Origin of the sequence: Leucobacter sp. L43 (assembly GCF_016597785.1) — a bacterium.
In the GTDB taxonomy this organism is placed as follows: domain Bacteria; phylum Actinomycetota; class Actinomycetes; order Actinomycetales; family Microbacteriaceae; genus Leucobacter; species Leucobacter alluvii.
Genome location: NZ_JAENJG010000001.1, coordinates 1,517,198 through 1,540,147, shown reverse-complemented (window position 1 = coordinate 1,540,147; position 22,950 = coordinate 1,517,198). Strand labels below are relative to the sequence as shown.

Below are 22,950 nucleotides of genomic sequence, written 5' to 3'. Positions count from 1 at the left end.
GGCCGGTAAGGTGGGCGCGTGAATGCGCATTCAAAACCCGCGGGCGAGGCGGCGAGCGGCGACTTCGTGCAGTCGCTCGCGCGCGGGCTCGCCGTGATCCGGGCCTTCGACGCGGAGCATACGGAGCTCAGCCTCAGCGACGTTTCACGGCGGGCCGGAATTCCTGCGGCGGCTGCGCGGCGGTTTCTGCGCACGCTCGAGACGCTCGGGTACGTGCGGACGGACGGACGCGCCTTCGCCCTGACCCCGCGAGTGCTCGAACTGGGGTTCAGCTACCTCTCCGCCCTTTCGCTTCCCGAGGTGATGCAGCCGCACCTCGAGCGGCTCTCACGTGAGACCGGCGAATCGGTGTCGGCCGCGGTGCTCGCGGGCAGCGACATCGTCTACGTCGCCCGGGTGCCGACACGGCGCATCATGACCGTCGGCATCACCATCGGCACCAGCTTCCCCGCCTACGCGACGAGCATGGGGCGGGTACTGCTCGCGGCGTTGCCCGAATCGGAAGCCGAGACCGTGCTCGCGCATGCTCCGACGCCCGCGCTCACGCAACGGACCCTCACCGACCCCGAGCGGCTCCGCGCTGAACTCCAGCGCGTGCGCGAGCAGGGGTGGGCGATCGTCGACGGCGAGCTCGAGGTGGGGCTGCGATCTGCGGCTGCCCCGGTGCGTCGCCGCGATGGGTCCGTCGCCGCGGCGGTGAACGTGTCGACGAGTGCGAGCAGAGACTCGCTCGCTCGGCTCCGCGAGGAGCATGTTCCGCGTCTGCTGGAGACGACCGCCGCGATTGCGGAGGATCTGCGGCACGTGTAAACGCCGGCGCTCAGCGCCCGCGTCGCATCGCCTGGAGTGCTCCGCACGACCACAGGGCCCAGAGCACGAGGAGCGGTTGGAACACCAGCCGGATCCCGCGCGCGGCATCGCTGTCGAGCCCGAACGCGTCTGAGCGGGTCACGAACTGCGAGATGTTGCCGGGGAACACTGCGATGAAGAACCCCGCGATCACCCAGCCGATCGGCACCCGCAGCCTGCCGAGGACGGCGACCGCGCCGCCCAGGCTGATCTCGACGATGCCGGAGGCCACGACCACGAAATCCTTGTCTGCGGGCACCCAATCGGGCACCTGCGCTTGGAAATCGCGGCGTGCGAACGTGAGGTGAGCGATCCCTGCGAACAGGAGCGCGAGCCCCAGAAGCACCCGGGCGGCATGCTGCAGGGGCGTCGCCCGGGGTGGTGCGGTGGTGATCAGTGCGCTCATGCGTGGCCTCCCGGCGGGTGATGGATGGGGCCAGCGTACGCCTCTTCTTGACACGGAGCCGCCGCGGCGTACCATGTACGTAACGGTTAGTACATTAGCCGGCAACGCTGACGACACAGAGGAGTGACGTGCATCACGATTCCCCGATCCTCGCGGGTCTGATCGGCTCCGGCACTGCCCCGTCGTTGACGCCGGCACTGCACATGGAGGAGGGGCGCCGCCAAGGCCTGACGTACGTCTACCGGCCGATCGATCTCACCGCGCTGCACCTGAATGCCGACGATCTGCCGAGCGTGCTCCAGTGGGCCGAACGCCTCGGGTTCACTGCCGTGAACGTCACCCACCCCTGCAAGCAGGCGGTGATCCCGCTCCTCGATCGGATCGATCCTGTCGCCGCACGTGTGGGGGCCGTCAACACGGTGCGATTCGGGCCTGACGGCCGCACAGGGTTCAACACGGACACGACAGGCTACGAGTGCGCCTTCCGCGCTGCCATCCCGACCGTCCGGCTCGGTCACGTGACGCAGATCGGCGCGGGCGGGGCAGGGGCGGCCGTGGGAGACGCGCTCCTGCGCCTCGGCGCGCAGCGGCTCACGATCGTCGACGTTGACTCGTCGCGTGCGGCCGAACTGACCGACGCATTGGCCGGACGTCACGGCGCCGACGTCGTCGCGGCCGGCGTCGATGCGCTCCCCGAACTCTTGGCGGCCTGCGACGGCGTCGTGCAGTGCACTCCGATCGGGATGGCCCACCATCCTGGCGCCCCATTCGATCTCGGACTGCTCCGCCCGGAGCTCTGGGTGTCCGATGTGATCTATCGCCCGATCGAGACCCCGCTGCTGCGCCGCGCGAGGCAGATCGGATGCGCCACGCTCGACGGCAGCGGCATGGCCGTCTTCCAAGCCGTCGACGCCTTCCGGATCATCACGGGTCATGCCGCCGATGCCGGCCGCATGACTCGCCATTTCCAATCCCTGATCGCAGCAGAATGATCGACCCATGAACAGGAGAACCACGCACATGTCAACGCAGACACGAGCGGATGTGCCGCAGAAGACACCGGTGAGAGCCGCGCTCGCGAGCTTCATGGGAAGCGCCGTCGAGTACTACGACTTCTTCATCTTCGGAACGGCCTCGGCGCTCATCTTTCCGCATATCTTCTTCCCAGACGGCGATCAGGCCGCACTGGTGATGTCGCTCGCGACCTTCGGGTTCGCCTACATCGCCCGCCCGTTCGGCGCCGTGATCCTCGGCCACTTCGGTGACCGCATCGGTCGGCAGCGGGTGCTGATGTTCACGCTCGTTCTCATGGGGGCGGCCACCTTCGTGATCGGTTGCCTCCCGACGTTCGCGCAGATCGGGTGGGCGGCACCGATCCTGCTGGTCTTCTGCCGGCTTCTGCAGGGGCTCTCAGCGGCGGGAGAGCAAGCCGGTGCGTCCTCGATGTCGCTCGAGCATGCGCCCGATCACCGCAGGTCGTTCTTCACCTCGTGGACCCTCACCGGTACCCAAGGGGGCCAGATCCTGGCCGCACTCGTCTTCCTGCCGGTGACCATGCTGCCCGACAATGATCCGTTCAAGTACGAGTGGGCCTGGCGCATCCCGTTCTGGTTGAGCGCCGTGGTGGTCGTCGTCACCTTCTACATCCGACGCACGCTGCACGAGACGCCGACGTTCGAGGAAGCGAAGGCGCAGGGCGAGATCGCGAAGATTCCGCTGATGCCGTTGCTCCGCGATCACTGGCGCGATGTGCTCCGCGTCGTCCTCTGCGCCTTCATCGCGGCCGTCTCCACGGTCTTCGGAAACCTGGCCATCGCCTACGGAGTCGAAGTGGGCCTCGCGCAGAACATCACGCTCTGGCTCGTGGTCGTTGCGAACGTCGTCGCGCTCGGAACGCAACCGCTCTTCGCGATGCTCGCCGACAGGGTCGGCAGGAAGCCCGTCTTCATCTACGGTGCGATCTCGTCAGCCGTGTTCATGCCCTTCTACATGCTCTCGATGAGCAGCGACAACATCGTGCTCACCTTCGCGCTCGCGATTCTGACGTTCTCCTGCGGCTACGCGGCGGCGAATGCCGTCTGGCCATCGTTCTACGGCGAGATGTTCTCCGCCCGCGTGCGGTTCTCGGGTCTTGCGATCGGAACGCAGCTCGGCTTCCTCATGGCCGGATTCGCGCCGTCGATCGTCGCGGCGCTCGGAGGCGTGCAGGAGGGCGGCTGGGTCGTCATCTCGATCTTCACCGGCGTGATCTGCCTCATCGTCGTGCTCGCCGCGCTGACCGCTCGAGAGACGAAAGACGTTCCGACGGACACGCTCGGCATTCGGGTGCCGGTCGAGCAGGGGCGATAGGAAGCATGGGTATGCGGACCTCAATCGCCACCGTCTGCCTCTCCGGGCAGCTCGCCGAGAAGTTGCACGCCTGCGCAGAGGCTGGTTTCGACGGGGTCGAGATCATGGACGCCGACCTCGTCGCAGCGCCCGAATCGCCCGAGGAGATTCGGGCCCTCTGCGCGAGGCTCGGACTGCGCATCGACATGTTCCAGCCCTTCCGCGATGCCGAGGGCGTGCCCGAGAGCGACTTCGCCGAGGTGCTCCGTCGCGCGGAAGCGAAATTCGAAGTGATGGAACGGCTCGGCACAGACCTGATGCTGCTCTGCAGCAATGTCGCCACCGCAACGATCGGGGATGACGAGACGCTGGTCAGGCAGCTGGGAGAGTTCGCCGACCGCGCTGCGGCCCGCGGCATCCGGATCGCTTATGAAGCGCTTGCCTGGGGCCGCTTCGTGCAGGACTACCGGCATGCCTGGAATCTCGTGCGGCGAGCCGATCGTCCGAACCTCGGCGTATGTCTCGACAGCTTTCACATTCTGTCGCTCGGTCTCGATCCTTCGGGCATCGAGCAGATCGACGCCGAGAAGATCTTCTTCCTGCAACTCGCGGACGCACCGGACCTGGATCTCGATGTGCTCTCCTGGAGCCGGCACCATCGACTCTTCCCCGGCGAAGGCAGCTTCGAGTTGCCGGCGTTTCTCTCGTACGTGCTGCGCGCCGGGTACTCGGGACCGCTCTCACTGGAAGTGTTCAATGACACGTTCCGGCAGACGGACGCACGGGAGACGGCGGATCACGCGCTTCGTTCGCTCCGGTGGCTCGCCGACCAGACGGCCGCCGCCAACGGGTGGTCGGAGGACCGCCTCCAGGCCCCGCAGGTTCCGCGCGGAGTGGACTTCGTCGAGGTCGCGGGCGAAGATCTGACGGAACTCGACCAGTTGCTCGACCAATTGGGGTTCGTCTTCGGCGGGCGGCACCGGAGCAAGCCGGTCAGGCTGTGGAGCAGGGGTTCGGCACGAGTGATCTTGAACGAGCAGGCTCGTGAGTCGCAGCCTCGACTGGCGAGCGTCGGAATGCTCGTGGATGACACCGAGGCTGCGATGCATCGCGCGCTCGGCATCGGCGCGGACGAGGTGTTCCGCAGAACGTTCGCAGGAGAGCAGCGACTGCGAGGCGTCGCATCGCCGGACGGCACGCAGGTGTTCTGGAGCGACCGCCCGCCGTCGGCGTCCTGGATCCAGGAGTTCGCAGGCGGTGAGACCGAACACGCGGGCGCTGCTGCTGGCGGCGCGGTCGACCACATCAATCTCGGCTACTCGTGGGAGCGCTTCGACGCGGCCGTACTGTTCCACACGAGCGTGCTCGGGCTCGAATCCGAATCCACCGCGGAGCTGCCCGGGCCGAGGGGCCTCGTGCGGAGCACGGTGATGCGCACTCCAGACGGCGCGGTGCAGCTGGCCCTGAACCTTGCGCCGCCGAGCGCGCCCGCGCTCGCCCGTCACGTGGCGATCCGCGTCGATGACGTGACGGACGTGGCGCGCCTCGCCCGGGACCGGGGGCTCAGCCTGCTGCGCATTCCGCAGAACTACTACGACGACCTCGGCGCACGTTTCGATATCGACCCCGCGGAGCTCGCCGAGTTGCGAGAACTCGGCCTCCTCTACGATCGCGACGAGCACGGCGCGTTCGTCCACTTCTACACGCCGACCTTCGGCGGAGTGTTCTTCGAAATGGTCGAGCGTCGCGGCGGATACGTCGGGTTCGGCGCCGCGAGCACCCCGGTGCGGCTGAATGCTCAGCAGTGACGCCTGTCTCGAGGTGCTGCCCGCCCTCATGCGGCAGAATGGGGGCGTGACGCAGACCAAGGACCGGCAGCGGGACGCGGATCGGACACGCGCCGAACTGCTCGAGATGGCGACGGCGGCGTTCTCGGAGTCGGGGTTCACGGGCACGAGCGTCGATGAGATCGCGATGCGCACGCGCACCACGAAGCGGATGATCTACTACTACTTCGGGAGCAAAGAGGGCCTGTACGTGGCGGTGCTCGAGCAGGCGTATCTCGGTATTCGCGAGGCGGAGCGAGGGCTCGACGTCGCGGGGCTCGCGCCGCTCGAAGCGGTGCGCCGCCTCGCCGAGCTCACCTACGACCACCATCTCGAGCACGAGGCGTTCATCCGCCTCGTCGCGGTCGAGAACGTGCATCACGGGCGCTTCATCCGCCGACTCGATTCGCTTCGCGAGGCGAGTCGGCCTGCGCTCGGAATTCTCGAGGACGTCTTAGCGCGCGGGTGCGCTGACGGGGTGTTCCGCGACGACGTCGACGCCCTCGAAGTGCACATGCTGATCAGCTCGTACTGCGTGTTCCAGGTCGCCAACCAGCACACCTTCGGATTTCTGTTCGGCGTCGACATGCGCGACGACGAGCGCCGGGAACGGCTGCGCGGCGTCATCGGTGACATCGTGGTCTCCTGGCTGACGAACGGAGCGTCGGCGGGCCGACGCGACTGATCCCGCGCGGCGTGCGCGAGGAGCGGCTCGGGGCGCGGGATCAGCTCGACGTCTCAGTGGGCGTTGCGCACCCGCACCGAGAGGCAGGTGGGGCAGCCCTCGAGCTTCTCGTACTCCGCGAGCGCGACCTCCGTCACGGTGTACCCGAGGTCGCGCAGCATCTCCGCGGTCCGGGGAGCGGAAGCGGAGATGATGAGCTCGGATTCGCTCAAGCAGACGACGGCCGTGCCGTGCGGCTCCGGCACGGGGAGGAAGCGATCGAAGATGTCGGAGTTGTCGACGAACTCCGGGTAGCCGATGACCGTGCCGTCGGGGAGCGCGGTCACCGCGGTCTTGAGGTGCAGCACTTTCGTGACCGGGACGCCGACGACCTTCGCGCCCAGCGGGGCCAGGATGCGACGCAGCTGCGCGACGCCCTCGGCGTTCGTGCGGCCGCCGCGGCCGACGTAGACGGTGTCGCCGACCTTGAGCACGTCGCCGCCGTCGAGGGTGCCGGGTTCGCGAATCTCGGCGATCGGCAGGCCGAGCTCTTCGAGTGCTTTGCGCGTGCCGGCGGTCTCGGGCTTGCGGCTGTCGGCACCGGGGCGCGAGATCACGGCGACGTTGCGGAACATGACGACCGTGTCCTCGATGAACACGGAATCCGGGCAATCGTCGGCGGCATCGACCTCGATCGTCTCCCAGCCGTGCGAGCGCAGCGCCGCAACGTACCCCTGCCACTCCTCGAGCGCGCGCTCGAGGTCCACCGCCACCTTCTCGATGTGGTCGACGATTCCGTTGTCGAGCAGGGGGCTGGGCTTGCGCACGAGGGCGATCTTCGACATCAGTGTGATTCCTTCGAGGTCGGGTACGGGTCGTACCCAGGCTATCGGGCGCCGGAAGACGACAGCTGCGCGTGAGGGACGCCCGCGCTTACACTGACCACATGGCAGCTGAGGCCGTACCCCGTGAGCAGGTCGGATCCGGCGCTGAGCGCGTCACCGCGTTCGTCGACGGCGTCGTCGCGATCGCCCTCACGCTCCTGATCCTGCCGCTCATGGAGAGCGTGGGCGAGGTCGCCGGAGCCGGCGACGATGCGCTGACCTGGCTCGGTGATCACACGGGGCAGCTGCTGAGCTTCGTGCTGAGTTTCGTGCTGATCGCCATGTTCTGGATGATCCATCACCGGCTCTTCGCCGATGTCGAGCGCGTGACGTCGTCATTCATGTGGCTGCTGGCGGGCTGGCTGCTCACGATCGTCTGGCTTCCCGTCGCCACCGCGATCGCCGGGCGCATGGATGATGACGACGGCGTCGCGAGAACGCTGTACATCGGCAGTCTGGTCCTCGCCGCTCTGGCATCCCTGTTCGTGCGCCTCTTTCTCCGCGCGCACCCCGCACTGCACCGCGCGCCCCGCGGCGCCGTGCTCGAAGGGCTCGCGCTCGATCTCTCGCTCGTGATCCTCTTCGGCGCTGCGCTGCTGCTCGCGCTCGCGATTCCCGCTCTCGGGTACTGGTCGATGCTCGTCATGCTGCTGTCGGCGCCGGCGCAGCGGCTCATCGGACGGATGATCGGAGTCCGGTCCTAGCGCATTCTTGCAGGAGCGGCTAAACTTGAGTCATTATCACTCAAGTTTGCGGGACTTCCTGATCACCGACCAGAAAAGTCGCCCGCACACCGAGATTGATCGAGAGAGGACCCCACATGCAGGCCAATTGGACGCCCGCCCAGGGCGAAGACGAGCAGCAGTCGGCGCTCGAGCAGTTCGGAGTCAACCTGACCGAGGTCGCCCGGTCGGGCAAGCTCGATCCAGTCATCGGACGCGACTCCGAGATCCGACGCGTCAGCCAAGTGCTCACGCGTCGCACCAAGAACAACCCGGTGCTCATCGGCGACCCCGGCGTCGGCAAGACCGCCGTGGTCGAAGGGCTCGCCCAGCGCATCGTCGCGGGCGACGTCGCGGAGTCGCTGAAGAACAAGGAGCTCATCTCCCTCGACATCTCAGCACTCATCGCGGGCGCCAAGTACCGCGGCGAGTTCGAAGAGCGCATGAAGGCGGTGCTGCAGGAGATCAAGGATTCCGACGGCAAATTCATCACGTTCATCGACGAGCTGCACACGCTCATGGGGGCAGGCGGCGGAGAGTCCTCGGTCGCGGCGTCGCAGATGCTCAAGCCGATGCTCGCCCGAGGCGAACTGCGGCTCATCGGAGCCACCACCCTCGACGAGTACCGCGAGTACATCGAGAAGGACGCCGCGCTCGAGCGTCGCTTCCAGCAGGTCTACGTCGGCGAACCGTCCGTGACGGACACGGTGGCGATCCTCCGCGGGTTGAAGGAGCGGTACGAGGCGCACCACAAGGTGACCATCGCCGATTCCGCGCTCGTCGCTGCAGCGGCTCTCTCCGACCGGTACATCACGGCCAGGCAGCTGCCGGACAAGGCCATCGATCTGATCGACGAGGCGGCGAGCCGCCTGCGCATGGAGATCGACTCCGCTCCGGTCGAGATCGATGAGCTGCGGCGTGCAGTGGATCGCCTGAAGCTCGAGGAACTCGCTCTGAAGAAGGAGAAGGACGACGCCTCGAAGGAGCGCCTCGCGAAACTCCGTGACGATCTCGCTGCGAAGCGGTCGGAGCTCGACGAGCTCGAAGCGCGGTGGGAGCGCGAGCGCGACTCGCTGAACCGCGTCGGCGCGCTCCGTGAGAAGCTCGACCAGTTGCGGATGGAGGCTGAAGTCGCCCAGCGCGAGGGCAAGCTGGAAAAGGCGTCCAAGCTGCTGTACGGCGAGATCCCCGTCATCCAGAAGCAGCTCACCGAGGCCGAGGACGCCGAAGCGCAGGGAGCGGTCGACGGCGAGGAGCGCATGGTCAACGACCAGGTCACCGACGAGGACATCGCCGGTGTCGTGGCGGCGTGGACGGGAATTCCCGTCGGGCGCCTGCTGCAGGGCGAGACCGAGAAGCTGCTCGCGCTCGAGCACGAGCTCGCGAAGCGGCTGGTCGGCCAGGGCGAGGCGGTGCGCGCCGTCTCCGACGCCGTGCGACGCACGCGCGCCGGGATCGCCGACCCGAACCGGCCAACGGGTTCGTTCCTGTTCCTCGGGCCGACCGGTGTCGGCAAGACCGAGCTCGCCAAAGCGCTCGCCGAGTTCCTCTTCGACGACGAGCACGCCATGGTGCGCATCGACATGTCGGAATACGGTGAGAAGCACTCGGTCTCGCGTCTCGTCGGTGCGCCTCCGGGGTACGTGGGCTACGAGCAGGGCGGCCAGCTGACCGAGGCGGTGCGTCGCCGTCCCTACTCGGTGGTGCTGCTCGACGAGGTCGAGAAGGCGCACCCGGAGGTGTTCGACGTGCTGCTGCAGGTGCTCGACGACGGACGGCTGACCGATGGGCAGGGCCGCACGGTCGACTTCCGCAACGTCATCCTGATCCTCACCTCGAACCTCGGCAGCCAGTACCTGATCGACCCCGACATGGTGTGGAGCGACAAGGAGAGCGCGGTGCGAGAGACGGTGCGACGTGCGTTCAAGCCGGAGTTCATCAACCGACTCGACGAGATGGTGATCTTCCGACCGCTCAGCGAAGCCGATCTCGCTCAGATCGTGGAGCTGTCGATCGACCGTCTGCAATTGCGGCTGGCGGATCGACGCCTCACGCTCGCCGTCACACCCGACGCGCGCAGCTGGCTCGCATCGCGGGGATACGATCCGATCTACGGCGCCAGGCCGTTGCGGCGTCTCATGCAGAAGGAGATCGACGACCGGCTCGCGCGTGCGATCCTGTCGGGAGAAGTGCGCGACGGTTCGGCGGTGCGCGTCGATGTCGCGGCCGACGGCGACGCGCTGGAGCTCTCGGTGATGCCGGGCGTGTAGGGCGAGCGGATCTGCGGGTGCGCCTCAGTAGCCGAGGCGCCCCCGCAAGTCGTTGAGGGCCTGGGACGAGCGGAGCGCGGTGTCCGGGCCGACGGCGGAGACGCCTTGCACGAGCACGTCGCCCGTGAGAATACCGGCGATGCCCTCCGCGGTGAGGCCCGTCGGCGTGTGCGGTGCGGTGAGCGATGCCGTGACCCGTGCTCCGAGCTGCTCGTGCAGTTCGTCCGTGATGAGCAGCGCGCTGGCGCCCACGAGCTGAGCCTGGTCGAGCAGGGCCTCGATGTCGCGCGTGACGCGTCCCGGTGCGAAGATCACCAGCAGGTCGCGCGCGCCGAGGCTCATCACCTCGTCGGCGAGCCTGAAGCCGTCGGTCGCGAGTCTCCGCGTGCCGACCCCGATGCGGCGCAGGCGCAGTGCGAGGTGGTCGGCCGCGACGCCCGACGCGCCCAGTCCGTAGCAGAACACGGTGTCGGCGTGCACGATGAGATTGACCGCGGTCGAGTACTGGGCGTCGCTGTTCGCGCGGCTCGCGAGTGCCACCAGATCCTGCGCCTCGCTCCAGATCTCGCGCTGGATCTGACCGAGGTCCTGCCCGAGGTGCTCGAGGCGGCTGCGAAGTCTGACCTCGGGCGCAACGCTGGAGCTGAAGGGCGCCGCGACCTCCTGCTTGAGTTCCGAGAGGCCTGCGTAGCCGAGCGTCTGCAGCGTCCGCACCACCGACGCGTTGGACGTCTTGCTCTGCGCGCCGAGTTCGGCGGCGCTCGCATAGAGCAGCCGCTCCGCCGACATCGCGGTGAGCACCCGACTCACCGCGCGCTCCGATTTGGCGAGTCCATCCCAGCGCTCCGCGATGCGCTCCCTGAGGCGGGTCAGCGCACGGTTCTCCGTATCACTTGTTACAAACGGTTCCATTGCTGTATCGTTCTGTCCTAATGATGGTAATTCCGTAATGGATGTTCCACTCATCATTCTCCCGGGAGCGGGAGAGCGCAAGCGGGATCGCCGGAGAACGGTGATCGGATAAGGGGTCAGGATGGGCGCAGCAACCGGCATTCGAGTGCTCGAGGTGAGCGGAACGCCGCGTGAACGCGGCCGCCAGTACGGCGCCGGAGCGAGCGACCTCATCGCAGCAGCCATCGGATACTACTCGGAAGCGCTCACGCAGCAGACCGGGATGACCTGGGCCGAGATCACCGAATCCGCGGCCCAGTGGTTGCCGGTATCGGAGCGACTGGCACCCCACCTGGTCGATGAGATGCGGGGCATCGCCGAAGGGGCGGGCGTCTCATTCCTCGAGATCGTGACGCTCAATGTGCGCGGAGAGTTCGTCTACAACCATCAGACGCGCAGCGCGGAGTCCGCAGCGGCCGACGACGAACGCGACGCCGTTGACGGCTGCACATCGTTCTTCCTCACCGGGCAGGCGAGTGGTACCGGGCACACACTGGTCGGCCAGAACTGGGACTGGCGCACGCTGACCGCTGGCACCACCCTCGTGCTCCGCATCGTGCAGGATCCCTTGCCCACCGTCATCATGCAGCTCGAAGCCGGCCAAGTCGGTCGGCACGGCGCGAACTCCGCAGGGATCGCGCTGAACGCCAACGGCCTCGGCGGCAGTTTTGGCAGCGAGATCGGCCTCCCGCAGACGATCATCCGCCGCCTCGTGCTCGACCGGAACGACCTCGCAGGCGCACTGAAGACACTGGTGAAGACGCGCCCCCACATCGCGAGCAACGCCCTGCTCGCCCACCGGAGCGGATACGGGATCGACCTCGAGACCACCCCGCACGGCGTCGACTGGATCTTCCCCGATGCGCAGGGCGTGATCGCGCACACCAACCATTTCCAGGCCTCGGTGCCGCCCCAGCTCGCCGGGCACTACCGGCCCGTTTCCGCTGATTCACTGCTGCGCCTGCCGCGTGTGAAAGCCGGCCTCGACCGCGTGGCCGCAGCGCGAGACGCCGACGAGAGCCTGGCACTCGTGCGTGCGGCGATGTCGGATCACCTCGGATTCCCCGAGGGCGTCTGCACGCACCCCGACTCGAGCTCCCCGCGCCTGAAGCAGTGGTCGACGCTGCTGTCGAGTTGCGTCGACCTCACCACCGGCGAGTACCGTGTGGCGCCCGGCTTCCCGTGCGAGACCGAGTACGAACTGCTCCCCTGGAACCTGTACGACGGCCCCGGTGGCTCGGAGCACGACGAGATCCCCGAAATCCGCACGCAACACATCGCTGTAGACCAGCACTGAAGCTGAGAAGGAGACATTTCAATGAAGAAATCACTGCAGACGGGAGCCCGGGTGGCCCTCGGGCTGAGCGCGGCCGCCGCGCTCGCGCTGACCGGTTGCTCGGGCTCGGGCGGATCCTCCGCTGAATCAACTCCGCTCGAAGCGCCTTTCGGCGACATGACGCCCGCCGCGGCGGGCCCGATCGATTCCGTCACCTGGATGCTGGGCAGCGAGCCCACCACCATGGATTCCGACATCGACGCCACCACCGCCGACGACACCGTGCTCGCGAATGTCTGCGACCGGCTCATGCAGGTGCAGCCCGATCTGACGCTCGGCAACGGCATCGCGTCCGAAGCCGAGTGGATCGATGACACGCACGTCGTGTTCACCATTCGACAGGACGCGACCTTCCACGACGGGAGCCAGGTCTCGACGGGCGACGTCCTCTGGAGCATGCAGCGCCATGCTGCAGAGGGCGCCGCGGAATCGGACGAGTATCAGAACGTCGTCTCGATGGACCAGACCGGTGACGACCAGATCACGGTGACCATGACGCAGCCCGACGCCATCTTCCTGCAGGCGATGGCGGGCGACGGCGGAATCGTGTGGAACCCCCGGGTGATCGAAGCCGAGGGCGACGACTTCGGCGGGCCCGGCTCCGCTTCAGCGTGCAGCGGCCCGTACCAGATCACCGCGTGGGAGCCGGGATCCCAGCTCACGATCGAGAAGTTCGACGGATACTGGAACACCGACATCGATGCGAGCGCCGAGCAGGTCGTCTTCCGCTGGGCAGACGAATCGGCCATCGCCAACAGCCTCACGGCAGGAGAAGCGCAGGGCGCGTACCTGGAGAACGCCGGATCGGCTGCCGCCTTCGCGCAGAGCGCCGACGTCTCGGTCTTCCAGGGGCCCTCGACGAACGCGTGGGTGCTCGAGACGACCGATCGAGGGATCCTGACGGACGCCGCTGTACGACGCGCCCTCTCCCTCGCCCTCGACCGCGAAGGTGTCGCAGCCGCGGCATTCAGCGGGCTGGCGCAACCGTGGAAGACGCCGGTCGGTGCAGGCGCCTGGGGCTACGAGGTCGAGGCGTTCGAAGCCGCGTTCGACGAGCTCGACGGAGCTCCCGCCACACCCAGCGAAGACGATCTCGCGCAGGCCGAGCAGCTCATCGCCGACGCCGGTGCCGCAGGTGAGCAGCTCGTCGTCGCATCGAACGGGTCGTCATCGCACAACGTGATCGCCAACGCCCTGGTCGCCGCTGCGAAGGGCATTGGGCTCGAGGCGGAGATCCTCGTGGTGCCGCAGGCGCAGTACGGCGACTTCTACTCCGACGCGGAACTCCGAGGTCAAGCAGATCTCTGGCCCGACGAGTACTACATCTCGAAGAACGACCCGCTCGGCTTCTACAAGAACGGGAAGTCGGATGCGAGCGTGAACTTCGGCGTCTTCCAGGATCCCGAGTACGACCGGATCGTCGACGAGGCGTACGCCGCGACCGACGATGCCGAGCGCGCGGAGCTCACCATCGACCTGCAGCAACGATGGGTCGAGAACGCCGTCTGGATTCCGGTCGTCGCCACGCCATCCACGCTGGTCATGTCGGACGCGGTGACCGGAGTGCCGTCCTCGGCGGCCTTCATCTACTACCCGTGGGCCGCCGACCTCGGAACGGCGGAGGGCTGATCCCGATGGTCCGCGCCCTGCGACGGGTCGGCGGCATGCTGCTGACCCTCGTGATCGCCTCCTTCATCATCTTCGCCGCGATGTACGCGGCGCCGGGCGATCCCGTCACCTTCCTCATCGGCAATCCTGAGAACCTCACACCCGAACGCATCGCGAGCGTTCGCGCGCAGTACCACCTCGACGAGCCGCTGCTCGCGCAGTACTGGCACTGGGCGTCGGGCGTCGTCACCGGCGACTTCGGCCGCTCGTTCCAATACCACCAGCCGGTCGGCGACATCCTCGCCGCACGCGTGCCGATCACGCTCTCGCTCGTCGCGTACGCGTCGATCCTGCTCGCCATCGGCGGTATCGGACTCGGCGTGCTCGCCGCGGTGCGCCGCGGAAAGCCCACCGATACCGCGATCGTCGGCGGTACGACCCTCGCCGCGAGCATCCCATCGTTCGTGCTCGGCATCGCGCTGGTGTCGCTCTTCGCCGTGCAACTGCGCTGGTTCCCGGTCGCGGGAGCGGGATCGGGCGGTGCCGAACGCGTCTGGGCGCTCACGCTGCCCGCCCTCACGCTCGCGATCGGCGCACTCGCCATCGTGAGCCGCGTCACCCGCCAGTCGATGATCGAGCAGTTCTCGTCGGAGCACGTCGAGGCCGCACGGGCGACGGGACTCGCGGAGCGCTTCGTCGTGCGAGACCACGTGCTGCGCGGCTCGTGGGGGCCGATCATCACGATGGTCGCGCTCGTCATCGCCAGCATGATCGCGGGCACGGTCGCGGTGGAGACCGTCTTCGGCATCTCAGGCGTCGGCTCGCTGCTCGTCGACGCGATCAACACCCACGACTTCCCTGTCGTGCAGTCCGTGCTGCTCTTCATGGTCATCGCGTACATGGTCGTGACGACGGTCGTCGACCTGCTGCTGCCCGTGCTCGACCCTCGCATCAACCGAACGGCGGTGTCCGCATGACCGCACTGATCCTTCCGCGACTCCAGAGCAAACGCCGGCGCAGCACTGCGCTCGGCACGTGGGTCTCCGCAGCTTTTCTCGCGCTCGTGACAGGGGCCGCACTGCTCGGCCCCGTACTCGCTCCCTACGACGCCGACGAGATCGACTTCGCCGCGATCTGGGCCGGGCCGGGCGGCGGTCATCTGCTCGGCACCGACCAGCTCGGGCGCGACCTGTTCTCCCGTCTGCTCATCGGGGCCGGCGAGACGCTCATCGGGCCGGTACTCCTCTTGGTGCTGGCTACGGTGCTCGGCGTCACCATCGGCGTCGTCGCCGCGTGGCGGGGCGGCTGGGTCGACACGCTCCTCGCCCGCATCACCGATGTCATGTTCGCCTTCCCCGGCTTGCTCTTCGTCGTGCTGGTCATCGCCGTCTTCGGCAAAGGGCCGGTGACGGCGATCGTCGCCCTCGCCCTCGCGTACGCTCCTGTGATCGCGAAGTACACTCGCAGCCTCGCCCTGAGCGAGATCGCGCGCCCGTACGTGGACGCCTACCGGGTGCAGGGCATCGGCGGGCTCGGCATCTGCCTCCGCGCCATCGTGCCGAATCTGCTCCCAGCGCTCGTCGGGTACCTCGTCGTGCTCTTCGGGGAAGCGCTCATGAGTCTCGCGACGCTCAGCTTCCTCGGATTCGGTGCGCAGCCGCCCAGCTCCGAGTGGGGGCTGATGGTCCAAGAAGGGCAGGCGGGCATCATCCAGGGGCACTTCCTGCCCACGCTCATCCCCGGCGCCGCCATCGCCCTCGTAGTGATCGCCGTCAACATCATCGGCGTGCGCGTCGCCGACCGACTGCTCGCGAAAGGGTGAGCCGCATGCTCTTGGAAATCGAACAGCTGCACCTCTCGTTCGTCGCGGGCGACACTTCAGCCCATATTCTCACCGGCATCGACGTGGACGTAGCACCCGGCGAGCTCATCGGGCTCGTCGGTGAATCCGGCTCGGGCAAGTCGACGACGGTGCGCGCCGCGCTCCGGCTGTACGGCGACGAGGCGGAGATCTCCGGCCGCATTCTGCTGGACGGCGTCGACATGGTGCAGGCGGATGCGACGGAGCAGCGTCGCGTGCGGGCGTCATCGGTCGCGCTCGTGCAGCAGGATCCGCGAGCGGCGCTCAACCCGGTGCGCCGCATCGGGGATTCGCTCGCCGAGCGACTGGTCAAGGTGCACGGAATGCGTCGGGCCGAAGCCGACGAGCGCATCCTGTCGCTGCTCACCGAGGTCGGACTCACGCACCCTGAACGCCGGATGCGGCAGTACCCGCACGAACTCTCGGGCGGCATGCTGCAGCGCGTCGTCATCGCGGGGGCGTTGAGCACGGATCCGAAGCTCATCCTCGCCGACGAGGCAACGAGCGCGCTCGATGTGACGACGCAGGCCGAGATCATCGCGATGTTCCAGCGCCAGATCCGCGAACGCGGGCTCGGCATGCTCTTCATCACGCACGACCTGCATCTCGCAGGAGCGATCTGCGACCGGATCCACGTGCTGCAGCGCGGAGAGATCGTCGAAACGCTGCAGCGTCCCGGTCTCTTCGACGCTGCATCGCACCCGTACACGCGCACGCTCATCGAGTCTGCGCCAGCTCTCGCTCGGAAGGGGCGCTCATGAGTCTCGTCGAAGTCGATGCCCTGCATCGGGTATTCCGCATGGCCCGCCGCACCGAGGGCGTGACGGCCGTGAACCGGGTCTCGTTCAGCATCGGCGCCGGAGAAGCGGTGGGGCTCGTGGGCGAGTCGGGATCGGGCAAGTCGACGATCGCGCGGATTCTCGTCGGGCTGGAGCGCGCCGATTCCGGCACGGCCACCATCGAGGGTGTCGACTGCCTCACCCCCGCTCGCGGCCGCGCCGCGCGACTGCGTCGGGCACGGGCGGTGCAGATGGTCTTCCAGGATCCGAACGGGTCGCTGGATCGACGGTTGCCGATCGGTGAGATGCTGCAGCGAACGCTCCGGCTGCACGGGCGCTCGGCGTCGACGGCCGCCGCGCGTGCCGAGGCGCTGCGGCTCCTCGATCAGGTGCGGTTGAGCGAACGGCATGCGGCGGCGAAGCCGCATGAGCTCTCGGGCGGTCAGCGCCAGCGGGCGGCGATCGCCCGCGCACTCGCCGTCGAGCCGAAACTGGTCGTACTCGATGAGGCGGTCTCCGCTCTCGACGTCTCGGTCCAGGCTCAGGTGCTCGACCTGCTGGCCGAGATTCAGCGGGATTCCGGGGTCAGCTACCTCTTCGTGAGTCACGATCTCGCCGTGGTGCAGCAGCTGTGCCAGCGCACGCTCGTGCTGTTTCGCGGGGCGATCGTGGAGCAGGGCCCGACCGGGCGAGTGCTCGACACCCCGCAGCACCCCTATACGCAACTCCTCATCGCGTCCACTCCCGGCGCCGATTGGGATCCGGAGCGCGTGGTGCGCGATCGCATGACGTTCACGCAGCGCATGGCGGTGCTGTCGGAGGAGTGACGCGCCGCACGGAACGCCCGGTCCGATCACTCCCGGTCGAGGCGCACCCCTGCGAGCACGATGCCAGCCGCGAGCGCCCCGAGCGCCCCGACCGCCATGTCGCTGATCGTGTCGTGGTACTCCACGAAGATGTCGTCGCTGACGAAGACGAATCCGGCCCATTCGATCATCTCCCAGACCGCGCCGAGCGCCAGCCCGAGCATGGGGTAGAGCACGATCGGCACGCGCTTGCGGAAGGTCGGGGACGACGTGGACGGCACGATGCTCCAGTGCGCGAGGAGGAGATACGCGATCGGCACGAGCGCGCCCATGCAGACGACGTGCATCACGATGTCCCAGCCATCGACGGTGCGATAGAGATCGATGACGTTGCTCCACGCGGCGAGCAGCACGATGATCGAGAACGGGATGTCGAACCCGGCGCGCGCCCCGAGGAACCGCGGTGCGACGAGCGCGGGAAGGGTGAGCGCCAGAATTCCCGCATCGGTGGGCTCGAGCCAGATTGCCGCACCGATCACCCCGAGCAGGCCGATGATGCGCAGGGCGTCGGCCAGGTACTCCGCGCCGCCCCGCGGGGGGCGCAAGAAGTTCGCCTTCATCCGGTTCCCCTGCCTCTCCTGAGGAGGTGCGTCGGGAGTCGCTGCGGAAGTCGCATCTCGGCGAGCACGGGCAGATGATCAGACGGCCAACCGCCCAGCACGGGCTCCGTCAGCATCTCCACGCGATCCACATCGATGTCGGTGGTCGTCACGATCCAGTCGAGCCGACGCCCGAGCCTGGGAGTGCGGTAGTTCGCGTAGGTGGCGTACTCGGCGCTGCCTCGTTCGCCCGCGCTGCGCCACGCGTCGTCGAGCGCGCCCCCGTCGAGAAGCGCATCGAGGGCTGGGGATCCCGGACCGGTGTTGAGATCGCCGGTGAGGATCGCCGGACCAGCCTCGGCCGCGATCTCGTCGCGCAGGTACTCCAGGGAACGCAGCCGCGAGCGCCCGCTCAGATGATCGAGATGCGTGTTGATGCAGCGGAACTCCGTCGACGTGAGACGGTCGCGGAGATGCGCGACGACCGCGACGCGCGGGATCAGGTTGCCCCAGCTGCGTGAACCGGCGCGGTCCGGGGTGTCGGAGAGTGCGACCTGGCGCCAGTCGAGCAGCTCCAGCCGGGCCGCGTCGTAGAACACGGGGCAGCCTTCGCCGCCACCGCAGGCGCCTCGGCCGTGGCCGACGAAGCGATAGCCCTCGCCGAGCGATTCGCGCACCCATCGCGTCTGACTCGGCAGCGCCTCCTGCGCGCCCAGCAGATGCGGGCGTGCGATCTGGAGCTGTCGCCGCAGCCGATCACGGCGCAGCGGCCACCGGTCGGCCCGTCGCGTCCAGCAGTCGAGACGCCGGCGGATGTTCGCGGTCATCACACGCACGGAGGGTGACGGCTCGGCGGTCGCATCCCCGAGGATCCCCGCACTCACGCTCGCGCCTGCCGCGTCCGTGCTGCGCGCGGAGTCGGGACGCCCAGCCGATGCAGCACGCGCCGCAACGCGAGGCGGATCCACCGCACCGACGGAAAATCGGCGGGCCAGTGCAGCAGCACCGTGCGGAACGCCCATGCGGTGCGTCGCGCGAACCCGCCGACCGACGACAGCGGCCGCATCGACATGCCCATCACCGGCGTGCGCACACGACGAATGCGGTGCCGCTCGCCGAAGTGATACGCGAGGTCCAGGTCGTCGTGGATGCCGGCGTGCAGATGCACCTCGTCGCGCACGGCGAGCCAGGCCGAGCGCCGGAACCCGAGGTTCGATCCGAAGACCGGCGAGTGTCCGAGCGCCGGAGAGGTCGTCGCGACGTACATGCCCAGATAGATCGCCGCGGCGATCCGCCGGAGCGGCTTCGGCCCGTCGACGAAGTGCGCGCCTCCGGTGACGACGGCGACATCGCGCCGCGCGTCGAGCGCCCCGGCGAAGGTCGCGATCCACGTCGGCTCGGGCAGGCAGTCCGCGTCGAGGCGCAGCACGTAGTCGCTCGACGCCGCGTCGTAGCCGGTCGCGCTCGCCGCCGGAATGCCCGGCGCTGCGCAGGGAACCACGGTCGCGCCGGCGTCACGTGCGACTCGGGCAGAGTCGTCCTGGGAGTTGTTGTCGACGACGATGATCTCGTGCGGCGCGCGCGTCTGCTCCGCGAGTGCGCGGAGGCAGCGGGCCAGCAGCGGCGCGTCGTCTTTCACGGGAATCACGACGGATACGGTCGAGTCATGATCCCCGTCCACGCGCCACCCCCAGGCCTCTTGCTCTGCAGGCCAGCGTAGCGGGGCGAGCGCGGCGATCGCTGAGGGGTGCCCAGCAGCGGCGCGCATTCGGTCTACCGGTCGCCTCAGGCGTCGGCAACCCTGTGCCGCCGGTCATGAGCGCGATCTACCATGATCGACATGGTCGCCGAGAATTCGCACCGCGTGGTCGTCCTGGGGTCTGCCGGGAGGGATCTCGCGCTGGGCGCGACGACTCTTCCAGAAGCCGGCGCGTCGGTGAGCGTCTCGGAACGCATGGAACGACTCGGCGGAAAAGGCGCGAACATCGCCTCCGGGGTTCGGCAGCTCAGCCCCGAGTGTCACGTCACGCTGATCGCGGCGCTCGGCGCCGACCGGGCCGGCGAGGCGGTACTCGAAGATGCGCACGAACTCGGCATCGACACTGCACCGGTTGCGCGGCGCGGTGCGACGTCGTTGTTCCTCGATCTCGTGACCGGCGCCGGCGAGCGCCGGATCTTCGAGCACGTGCCGCCGGAAGCGGACGTGCGTGAGGAAGACCTCCGCCGCGCCGCACCGGTGCTCGAAGCGGCGCGCGTGGTCGTGCTCCAGCTGCGCCAACCCGCCGCGGTGCTGCTGCGCGCGGCCCAACTCGCGCCGAATGCCCGAATCGTCCTCGACGGTGCCGTCGAAGGTGGCGCCGACGGTGCATACGGGGCGCCCCTGCTCGCGCACGCACACGTCGTCCGAGCGAATGCAGACGAAGCCGAGGCGCTCACCGGGCGCACGATCGCGAGCACGGACGATGCCCAGCGGGCGGCGGAAGAGCTCCTGCGCCGCGGCCCGTCCGTCGTCGCACTGTCCGTCTCGGGGGCGGGTGATCTCGTGGCCTGGGAAGGGGGCTCTCAGTTCTTCCCGTTCGGGGACGCTCCCGTCGTCGACCGCACCGGTGCCGGCGACGCCTTCGTCGCGGGTCTCGTGACGGGTCTGATCCGTGACGAATCAGCGCGGGATCTCGGCCGACGCGCCTCCGAGGCTGCGTCGACCGCGGTGCAGCAGTTCGGAGGGTTCACCCGCTTCACCCATGAATGAGCGGAATGGACCCGTCCCCTGTGGGGCGTACCGTATCCGCATAACGACGCGCCGATGCGTCCGGGATGCGCGATGTCGTGCGGCCCGCCTCCCGCATTGCGGCCTCCCAGCGTGCTTGGCGCTCCCGAGCCATGCGTGCCAGCACTTCCCGTTGTTCCTCCGTCGGCAACTCGGAGAAGGGGTGTTCTGCGTACTCGATAGCCATGCGCTTGTTCAGCCTTTCTTGCAACTCGATCAGAGCGATATGTGGAGCGTGCGCCATGAGGTTCATCGTCGGTCTCACTTTTCCTCTCGTTCTGGGATTCAATGGTCGCCGCTATACAGGGAATCCGAGGAGTGCTGTCAAAAGATCGCGTTGTGACGTATAATTCCGCGGTTGATGCGGCGAGATGGTGCGGGGCGGTGCGCGACTGTCGCACCGCCCCGTTCGACGCGGCCGCTTCGGCGACACCGGGAGCACGATGCTGATGGGTGCTCCTGCCGTTTCGGCGCGTGGGCGCGTCGGGTGAAATAGCGGGTTAAATGCGGCCGTCGGCGCTGCGCGCGGCCGCCTACGACCATATTCTGAACATTTGTCTTCCACATGAACGCCTCAGAAATGGGTATACGCAATGACGCAATGGGCTCCCCACGCACCTCAACAGGCAGGTCAGCCGACCTCGGCCGATCCGCGCAAGCGCAGCAAATGGCTTTCGGTCGGTGTTCCGTTGATCTGTTCCGTGCTCGCCTTCGGTCTGGGATCGGCAACGGGTGCGACTGGCAGTGCGGCAGAACGCAGTTCGCTCGCCGGCGCTGAGCAGGATCTCAAGTCGGAGCTTGTGAACGCGAACCTCGCAGCTGCAGAGGCAGAAGAGTTGGCGGACGATGCGGAGCAGGAATCAGTAGACGCGCACCGAGAGCTCGAGGAGCAGGTGGAGCGTACGAGTGAACTCGAAGCCGAAGTGCAAGCGAACCTGTCGCGGGTCGCGGAGCTGGCGAGCAGCAACGAGGTGCTGACGGCTCAAGTGGCCGAGCTGGAAGCCTCGTCTCAGCCAGTGCAGTTCGTCGAGACGCCTGTGGTGGAGGAGGCAGCTCCGCCCACGACGACGGCAACCTACTACGAGAATTGCTCTGCGGCACGCGCTGCTGGTGCGTCGCCGCTCTACGCCAGTTCGCCCGGGTATGCATCGCATCTCGATCGTGACGGAGACGGCGTCGCCTGCGAGTGACTCGTCGCACCGCGTCACAAAGGAATGCGCGCGCGGGGCGCCCTGTTAGCTTCCAGTGGAAGCACCGCAGGGTGGCCCGAACCGCGAAGGAGATCTCATGACCCAGGCTGGACAGTCCGCACGGACCCGCATCGGCACCTCCGACCTCGACATTGCACCGCTCGCACTGGGCGGCAACGTCTTCGGCTGGACCGCGGATCGAGCCGCGTCGTTCGACGTGCTCGACACGTTCTTGGCGGGTGGGGGTGATTTCGTCGACACCGCTGACGGATACTCGGCGTGGGCGCCAGGCAACTCCGGCGGTGAGTCCGAGACGATCATCGGCGAGTGGTTCGCCGAGCGCCGCAACCGCGATTCCGTCGTTCTCGCGACGAAGGTGTCGACGCACCCCGACTTCTCCGGCCTCGCCCCGGCGAATGTGCGCGCCGCGGCAGATGCTTCGCTGCAGCGGTTGCAGACGGATCGCATCGACCTCTACTACGCGCACTTCGATGACGCCGAGACCCCGCTCGAGGAGACCGTCGCCGTCTTCTCGGAGCTCGTCGATTCGGGCAAGGTGCGGGCGATCGGCGTATCGAACTACACGGCCGATCGGGTCGCCGAGTGGTTCCGGATCGCGAGGGACGGGGGATACCACCTGCCGGTCGCGCTGCAGCCGCATTACAACCTCGTCGAGCGCGATTTCGAGACGAATGGTCTGCGCGCGGTCGCCGAGGAGGAGGGACTCGCGGTGTTCCCGTACTTCTCCTTGGCGAAGGGGTTCCTCGCGGGCAAGTACCGCGACGCCGATGACGCAACCGCTGCTGGCGCGAGCCCGCGCGCGGGTGAAGCGGCTGAGTACCTCGACGACCGGGGCCGTGCCGTGCTGGAGGCGTTGGACGCCGCGGCCGCAGCCCACGACGCGCCCGTCGCCGCGGTCTCCCTCGCCTGGCTGCGGCAGCAGCCGACGGTCGCGGCGCCAATCGCCAGCGCACGCAACCTCGAGCAGCTGCCCGCCCTGCTCGCGTCGCTGTCGCTCGAGCTCTCGGATGCGGAGCTCGCGAATATTACGGCCGCTTCCGCCTGACGGGAAACCCGCTGACGTGATCGCCGTCGCCCGGTAGT

General features: G+C 67.9%; 23 protein-coding genes. 16 read left to right on the top strand and 7 right to left on the bottom strand.

Annotated elements, in window-relative coordinates:
- The first annotated feature begins 18 nt into the window (after window positions 1-18).
- The gene (locus tag JE033_RS07205) at window positions 19-810 is read left to right on the top strand and encodes an IclR family transcriptional regulator C-terminal domain-containing protein (RefSeq protein WP_200330412.1); all 792 of its coding nucleotides are present in this window, start codon (window positions 19-21) and stop codon (window positions 808-810) included.
- A 10-nt stretch (window positions 811-820) separates the two neighbouring features.
- Here JE033_RS07205 and JE033_RS07200 read toward each other — a convergent pair whose 3' ends face one another.
- The gene (locus tag JE033_RS07200; protein WP_200330410.1) at window positions 821-1,255 is read right to left on the bottom strand and encodes a hypothetical protein; all 435 of its coding nucleotides are present in this window, start codon (window positions 1,253-1,255) and stop codon (window positions 821-823) included.
- Window positions 1,256-1,383: 128 nt separating this feature from the next.
- On the opposite strand from JE033_RS07200, the gene JE033_RS07195 reads away from it, so the two are divergent.
- The 4 genes from JE033_RS07195 to JE033_RS07180 are packed head-to-tail and all read left to right on the top strand — an operon-like array spanning window position 1,384 to window position 6,094.
- A complete protein-coding gene (locus JE033_RS07195; protein WP_200330408.1) occupies window positions 1,384-2,247 on the top strand; it encodes a shikimate dehydrogenase in 864 nt (287 codons plus the stop codon).
- Between the two features lie 28 nt (window positions 2,248-2,275).
- A complete protein-coding gene (locus JE033_RS07190) occupies window positions 2,276-3,604 on the top strand; it encodes an MFS transporter (RefSeq protein ID WP_200330406.1) in 1,329 nt (442 codons plus the stop codon).
- A gap of 11 nt (window positions 3,605-3,615) precedes the next feature.
- Entirely contained in the window at window positions 3,616-5,391 is a 1,776-nt protein-coding gene (locus JE033_RS07185; protein WP_200330404.1) for a bifunctional sugar phosphate isomerase/epimerase/4-hydroxyphenylpyruvate dioxygenase family protein, read from the top strand.
- Window positions 5,392-5,437: 46 nt separating this feature from the next.
- Window positions 5,438-6,094, top strand: a complete 657-nt coding sequence (locus JE033_RS07180) for a TetR family transcriptional regulator (protein WP_346728787.1) — start codon at window positions 5,438-5,440, stop codon at window positions 6,092-6,094.
- Window positions 6,095-6,147: 53 nt separating this feature from the next.
- On the opposite strand, the gene ddaH is transcribed toward JE033_RS07180, so the two are convergent.
- The gene (gene ddaH, locus JE033_RS07175) at window positions 6,148-6,918 is read right to left on the bottom strand and encodes a dimethylargininase (protein ID WP_305068651.1); all 771 of its coding nucleotides are present in this window, start codon (window positions 6,916-6,918) and stop codon (window positions 6,148-6,150) included.
- A gap of 101 nt (window positions 6,919-7,019) precedes the next feature.
- Between ddaH and JE033_RS07170 the strand changes: the two genes are divergently transcribed.
- Window positions 7,020-7,661, top strand: coding sequence for a TMEM175 family protein (locus JE033_RS07170; protein ID WP_200330402.1), 642 nt, complete (start codon window positions 7,020-7,022; stop codon window positions 7,659-7,661).
- A 116-nt stretch (window positions 7,662-7,777) separates the two neighbouring features.
- Window positions 7,778-9,949, top strand: coding sequence for an ATP-dependent Clp protease ATP-binding subunit (locus JE033_RS07165; RefSeq protein WP_090146295.1), 2,172 nt, complete (start codon window positions 7,778-7,780; stop codon window positions 9,947-9,949).
- A gap of 24 nt (window positions 9,950-9,973) precedes the next feature.
- Here the strand turns inward: JE033_RS07165 and JE033_RS07160 are convergent, their stop codons facing one another.
- Entirely contained in the window at window positions 9,974-10,861 is an 888-nt protein-coding gene (locus tag JE033_RS07160; RefSeq protein ID WP_234037114.1) for a MurR/RpiR family transcriptional regulator, read from the bottom strand.
- A gap of 121 nt (window positions 10,862-10,982) precedes the next feature.
- Here JE033_RS07160 and JE033_RS07155 point away from each other — a divergent pair, with 121 nt between their 5' ends.
- From JE033_RS07155 to JE033_RS07130, 6 genes are read left to right on the top strand one after another with little or no spacing between them, the layout of a single operon-like run.
- A complete protein-coding gene (locus tag JE033_RS07155) occupies window positions 10,983-12,197 on the top strand; it encodes a C45 family peptidase (protein ID WP_200330400.1) in 1,215 nt (404 codons plus the stop codon).
- A 21-nt stretch (window positions 12,198-12,218) separates the two neighbouring features.
- Window positions 12,219-13,865, top strand: coding sequence for an ABC transporter substrate-binding protein (locus tag JE033_RS07150; RefSeq protein WP_200330398.1), 1,647 nt, complete (start codon window positions 12,219-12,221; stop codon window positions 13,863-13,865).
- A 5-nt stretch (window positions 13,866-13,870) separates the two neighbouring features.
- Window positions 13,871-14,821: an ABC transporter permease gene (locus tag JE033_RS07145; RefSeq protein WP_200330396.1), complete on the top strand. Its 951-nt coding sequence runs from the start codon at window positions 13,871-13,873 to the stop codon at window positions 14,819-14,821.
- Window positions 14,818-15,666, top strand: coding sequence for an ABC transporter permease (locus JE033_RS07140; RefSeq protein WP_090146305.1), 849 nt, complete (start codon window positions 14,818-14,820; stop codon window positions 15,664-15,666). Before JE033_RS07145 ends, JE033_RS07140 begins: the two co-directional genes overlap by 4 nt.
- A gap of 5 nt (window positions 15,667-15,671) precedes the next feature.
- Window positions 15,672-16,466 carry an ABC transporter ATP-binding protein gene (locus JE033_RS07135; protein WP_200330394.1) on the top strand — a complete coding sequence of 265 codons (795 nt, stop codon included), beginning with the start codon at window positions 15,672-15,674 and terminating at the stop codon, window positions 16,464-16,466.
- Entirely contained in the window at window positions 16,463-17,311 is an 849-nt protein-coding gene (locus JE033_RS07130) for an ABC transporter ATP-binding protein (protein WP_200330392.1), read from the top strand. Before JE033_RS07135 ends, JE033_RS07130 begins: the two co-directional genes overlap by 4 nt.
- 26 nt (window positions 17,312-17,337) lie before the next feature.
- Here JE033_RS07130 and JE033_RS07125 read toward each other — a convergent pair whose 3' ends face one another.
- Genes JE033_RS07125 through JE033_RS07115 form a run of 3 tightly spaced genes read right to left on the bottom strand, consistent with a single transcriptional unit; the run spans window position 17,338 to window position 19,570 of the window.
- Window positions 17,338-17,910: a hypothetical protein gene (locus JE033_RS07125; protein WP_200330390.1), complete on the bottom strand. Its 573-nt coding sequence runs from the start codon at window positions 17,908-17,910 to the stop codon at window positions 17,338-17,340.
- A complete protein-coding gene (locus JE033_RS07120) occupies window positions 17,907-18,773 on the bottom strand; it encodes an endonuclease/exonuclease/phosphatase family protein (protein WP_200330388.1) in 867 nt (288 codons plus the stop codon). Before JE033_RS07120 ends, JE033_RS07125 begins: the two co-directional genes overlap by 4 nt.
- Window positions 18,770-19,570 carry a glycosyltransferase family 2 protein gene (locus JE033_RS07115; RefSeq protein ID WP_336662676.1) on the bottom strand — a complete coding sequence of 267 codons (801 nt, stop codon included), beginning with the start codon at window positions 19,568-19,570 and terminating at the stop codon, window positions 18,770-18,772. Before JE033_RS07115 ends, JE033_RS07120 begins: the two co-directional genes overlap by 4 nt.
- A gap of 159 nt (window positions 19,571-19,729) precedes the next feature.
- On the opposite strand from JE033_RS07115, the gene JE033_RS07110 reads away from it, so the two are divergent.
- Entirely contained in the window at window positions 19,730-20,638 is a 909-nt protein-coding gene (locus JE033_RS07110; protein WP_200330384.1) for a PfkB family carbohydrate kinase, read from the top strand.
- Here JE033_RS07110 and JE033_RS07105 read toward each other — a convergent pair.
- Complete coding sequence (locus JE033_RS07105; RefSeq protein ID WP_200330382.1) at window positions 20,625-20,909, bottom strand: hypothetical protein; 285 nt, start codon at window positions 20,907-20,909, stop codon at window positions 20,625-20,627. The genes JE033_RS07110 and JE033_RS07105 overlap by 14 nt on opposite strands.
- Window positions 20,910-21,249: 340 nt before the next feature.
- On the opposite strand from JE033_RS07105, the gene JE033_RS07100 reads away from it, so the two are divergent.
- Together JE033_RS07100 and JE033_RS07095 are read left to right on the top strand one after the other, a co-directional pair.
- Complete coding sequence (locus JE033_RS07100; protein ID WP_200330380.1) at window positions 21,250-21,846, top strand: excalibur calcium-binding domain-containing protein; 597 nt, start codon at window positions 21,250-21,252, stop codon at window positions 21,844-21,846.
- Window positions 21,847-21,943: 97 nt separating this feature from the next.
- Entirely contained in the window at window positions 21,944-22,912 is a 969-nt protein-coding gene (locus JE033_RS07095; protein ID WP_200330378.1) for an aldo/keto reductase, read from the top strand.
- Window positions 22,913-22,950 lie beyond the last annotated feature (38 nt).

Excerpts from the sequence above, each read along its gene's own strand:
- JE033_RS07140 (WP_090146305.1), top strand. The coding sequence starts at position 14,818 with ATGACCGCACTGATCCTTCCGCGACTCCAGAGCAAACGCCGGCGCAGC.
- JE033_RS07185 (WP_200330404.1), top strand. The coding sequence starts at position 3,616 with ATGCGGACCTCAATCGCCACCGTCTGCCTCTCCGGGCAGCTCGCCGAG.
- JE033_RS07100 (WP_200330380.1), top strand. The coding sequence starts at position 21,250 with ATGACGCAATGGGCTCCCCACGCACCTCAACAGGCAGGTCAGCCGACC.
- JE033_RS07145 (WP_200330396.1), top strand. The coding sequence starts at position 13,871 with ATGGTCCGCGCCCTGCGACGGGTCGGCGGCATGCTGCTGACCCTCGTG.
- JE033_RS07165 (WP_090146295.1), top strand. The coding sequence starts at position 7,778 with ATGCAGGCCAATTGGACGCCCGCCCAGGGCGAAGACGAGCAGCAGTCG.
- JE033_RS07160 (WP_234037114.1), bottom strand. The coding sequence starts at position 10,861 with ATGGAACCGTTTGTAACAAGTGATACGGAGAACCGTGCGCTGACCCGC.
- JE033_RS07150 (WP_200330398.1), top strand. The coding sequence starts at position 12,219 with ATGAAGAAATCACTGCAGACGGGAGCCCGGGTGGCCCTCGGGCTGAGC.
- JE033_RS07110 (WP_200330384.1), top strand. The coding sequence starts at position 19,730 with ATGGTCGCCGAGAATTCGCACCGCGTGGTCGTCCTGGGGTCTGCCGGG.
- JE033_RS07170 (WP_200330402.1), top strand. The coding sequence starts at position 7,020 with ATGGCAGCTGAGGCCGTACCCCGTGAGCAGGTCGGATCCGGCGCTGAG.
- JE033_RS07095 (WP_200330378.1), top strand. The coding sequence starts at position 21,944 with ATGACCCAGGCTGGACAGTCCGCACGGACCCGCATCGGCACCTCCGAC.
- JE033_RS07125 (WP_200330390.1), bottom strand. The coding sequence starts at position 17,910 with ATGAAGGCGAACTTCTTGCGCCCCCCGCGGGGCGGCGCGGAGTACCTG.
- JE033_RS07190 (WP_200330406.1), top strand. The coding sequence starts at position 2,276 with ATGTCAACGCAGACACGAGCGGATGTGCCGCAGAAGACACCGGTGAGA.
- JE033_RS07200 (WP_200330410.1), bottom strand. The coding sequence starts at position 1,255 with ATGAGCGCACTGATCACCACCGCACCACCCCGGGCGACGCCCCTGCAG.
- JE033_RS07130 (WP_200330392.1), top strand. The coding sequence starts at position 16,463 with ATGAGTCTCGTCGAAGTCGATGCCCTGCATCGGGTATTCCGCATGGCC.
- JE033_RS07155 (WP_200330400.1), top strand. The coding sequence starts at position 10,983 with ATGGGCGCAGCAACCGGCATTCGAGTGCTCGAGGTGAGCGGAACGCCG.
- ddaH (WP_305068651.1), bottom strand. The coding sequence starts at position 6,918 with ATGTCGAAGATCGCCCTCGTGCGCAAGCCCAGCCCCCTGCTCGACAAC.
- JE033_RS07105 (WP_200330382.1), bottom strand. The coding sequence starts at position 20,909 with ATGAACCTCATGGCGCACGCTCCACATATCGCTCTGATCGAGTTGCAA.
- JE033_RS07135 (WP_200330394.1), top strand. The coding sequence starts at position 15,672 with ATGCTCTTGGAAATCGAACAGCTGCACCTCTCGTTCGTCGCGGGCGAC.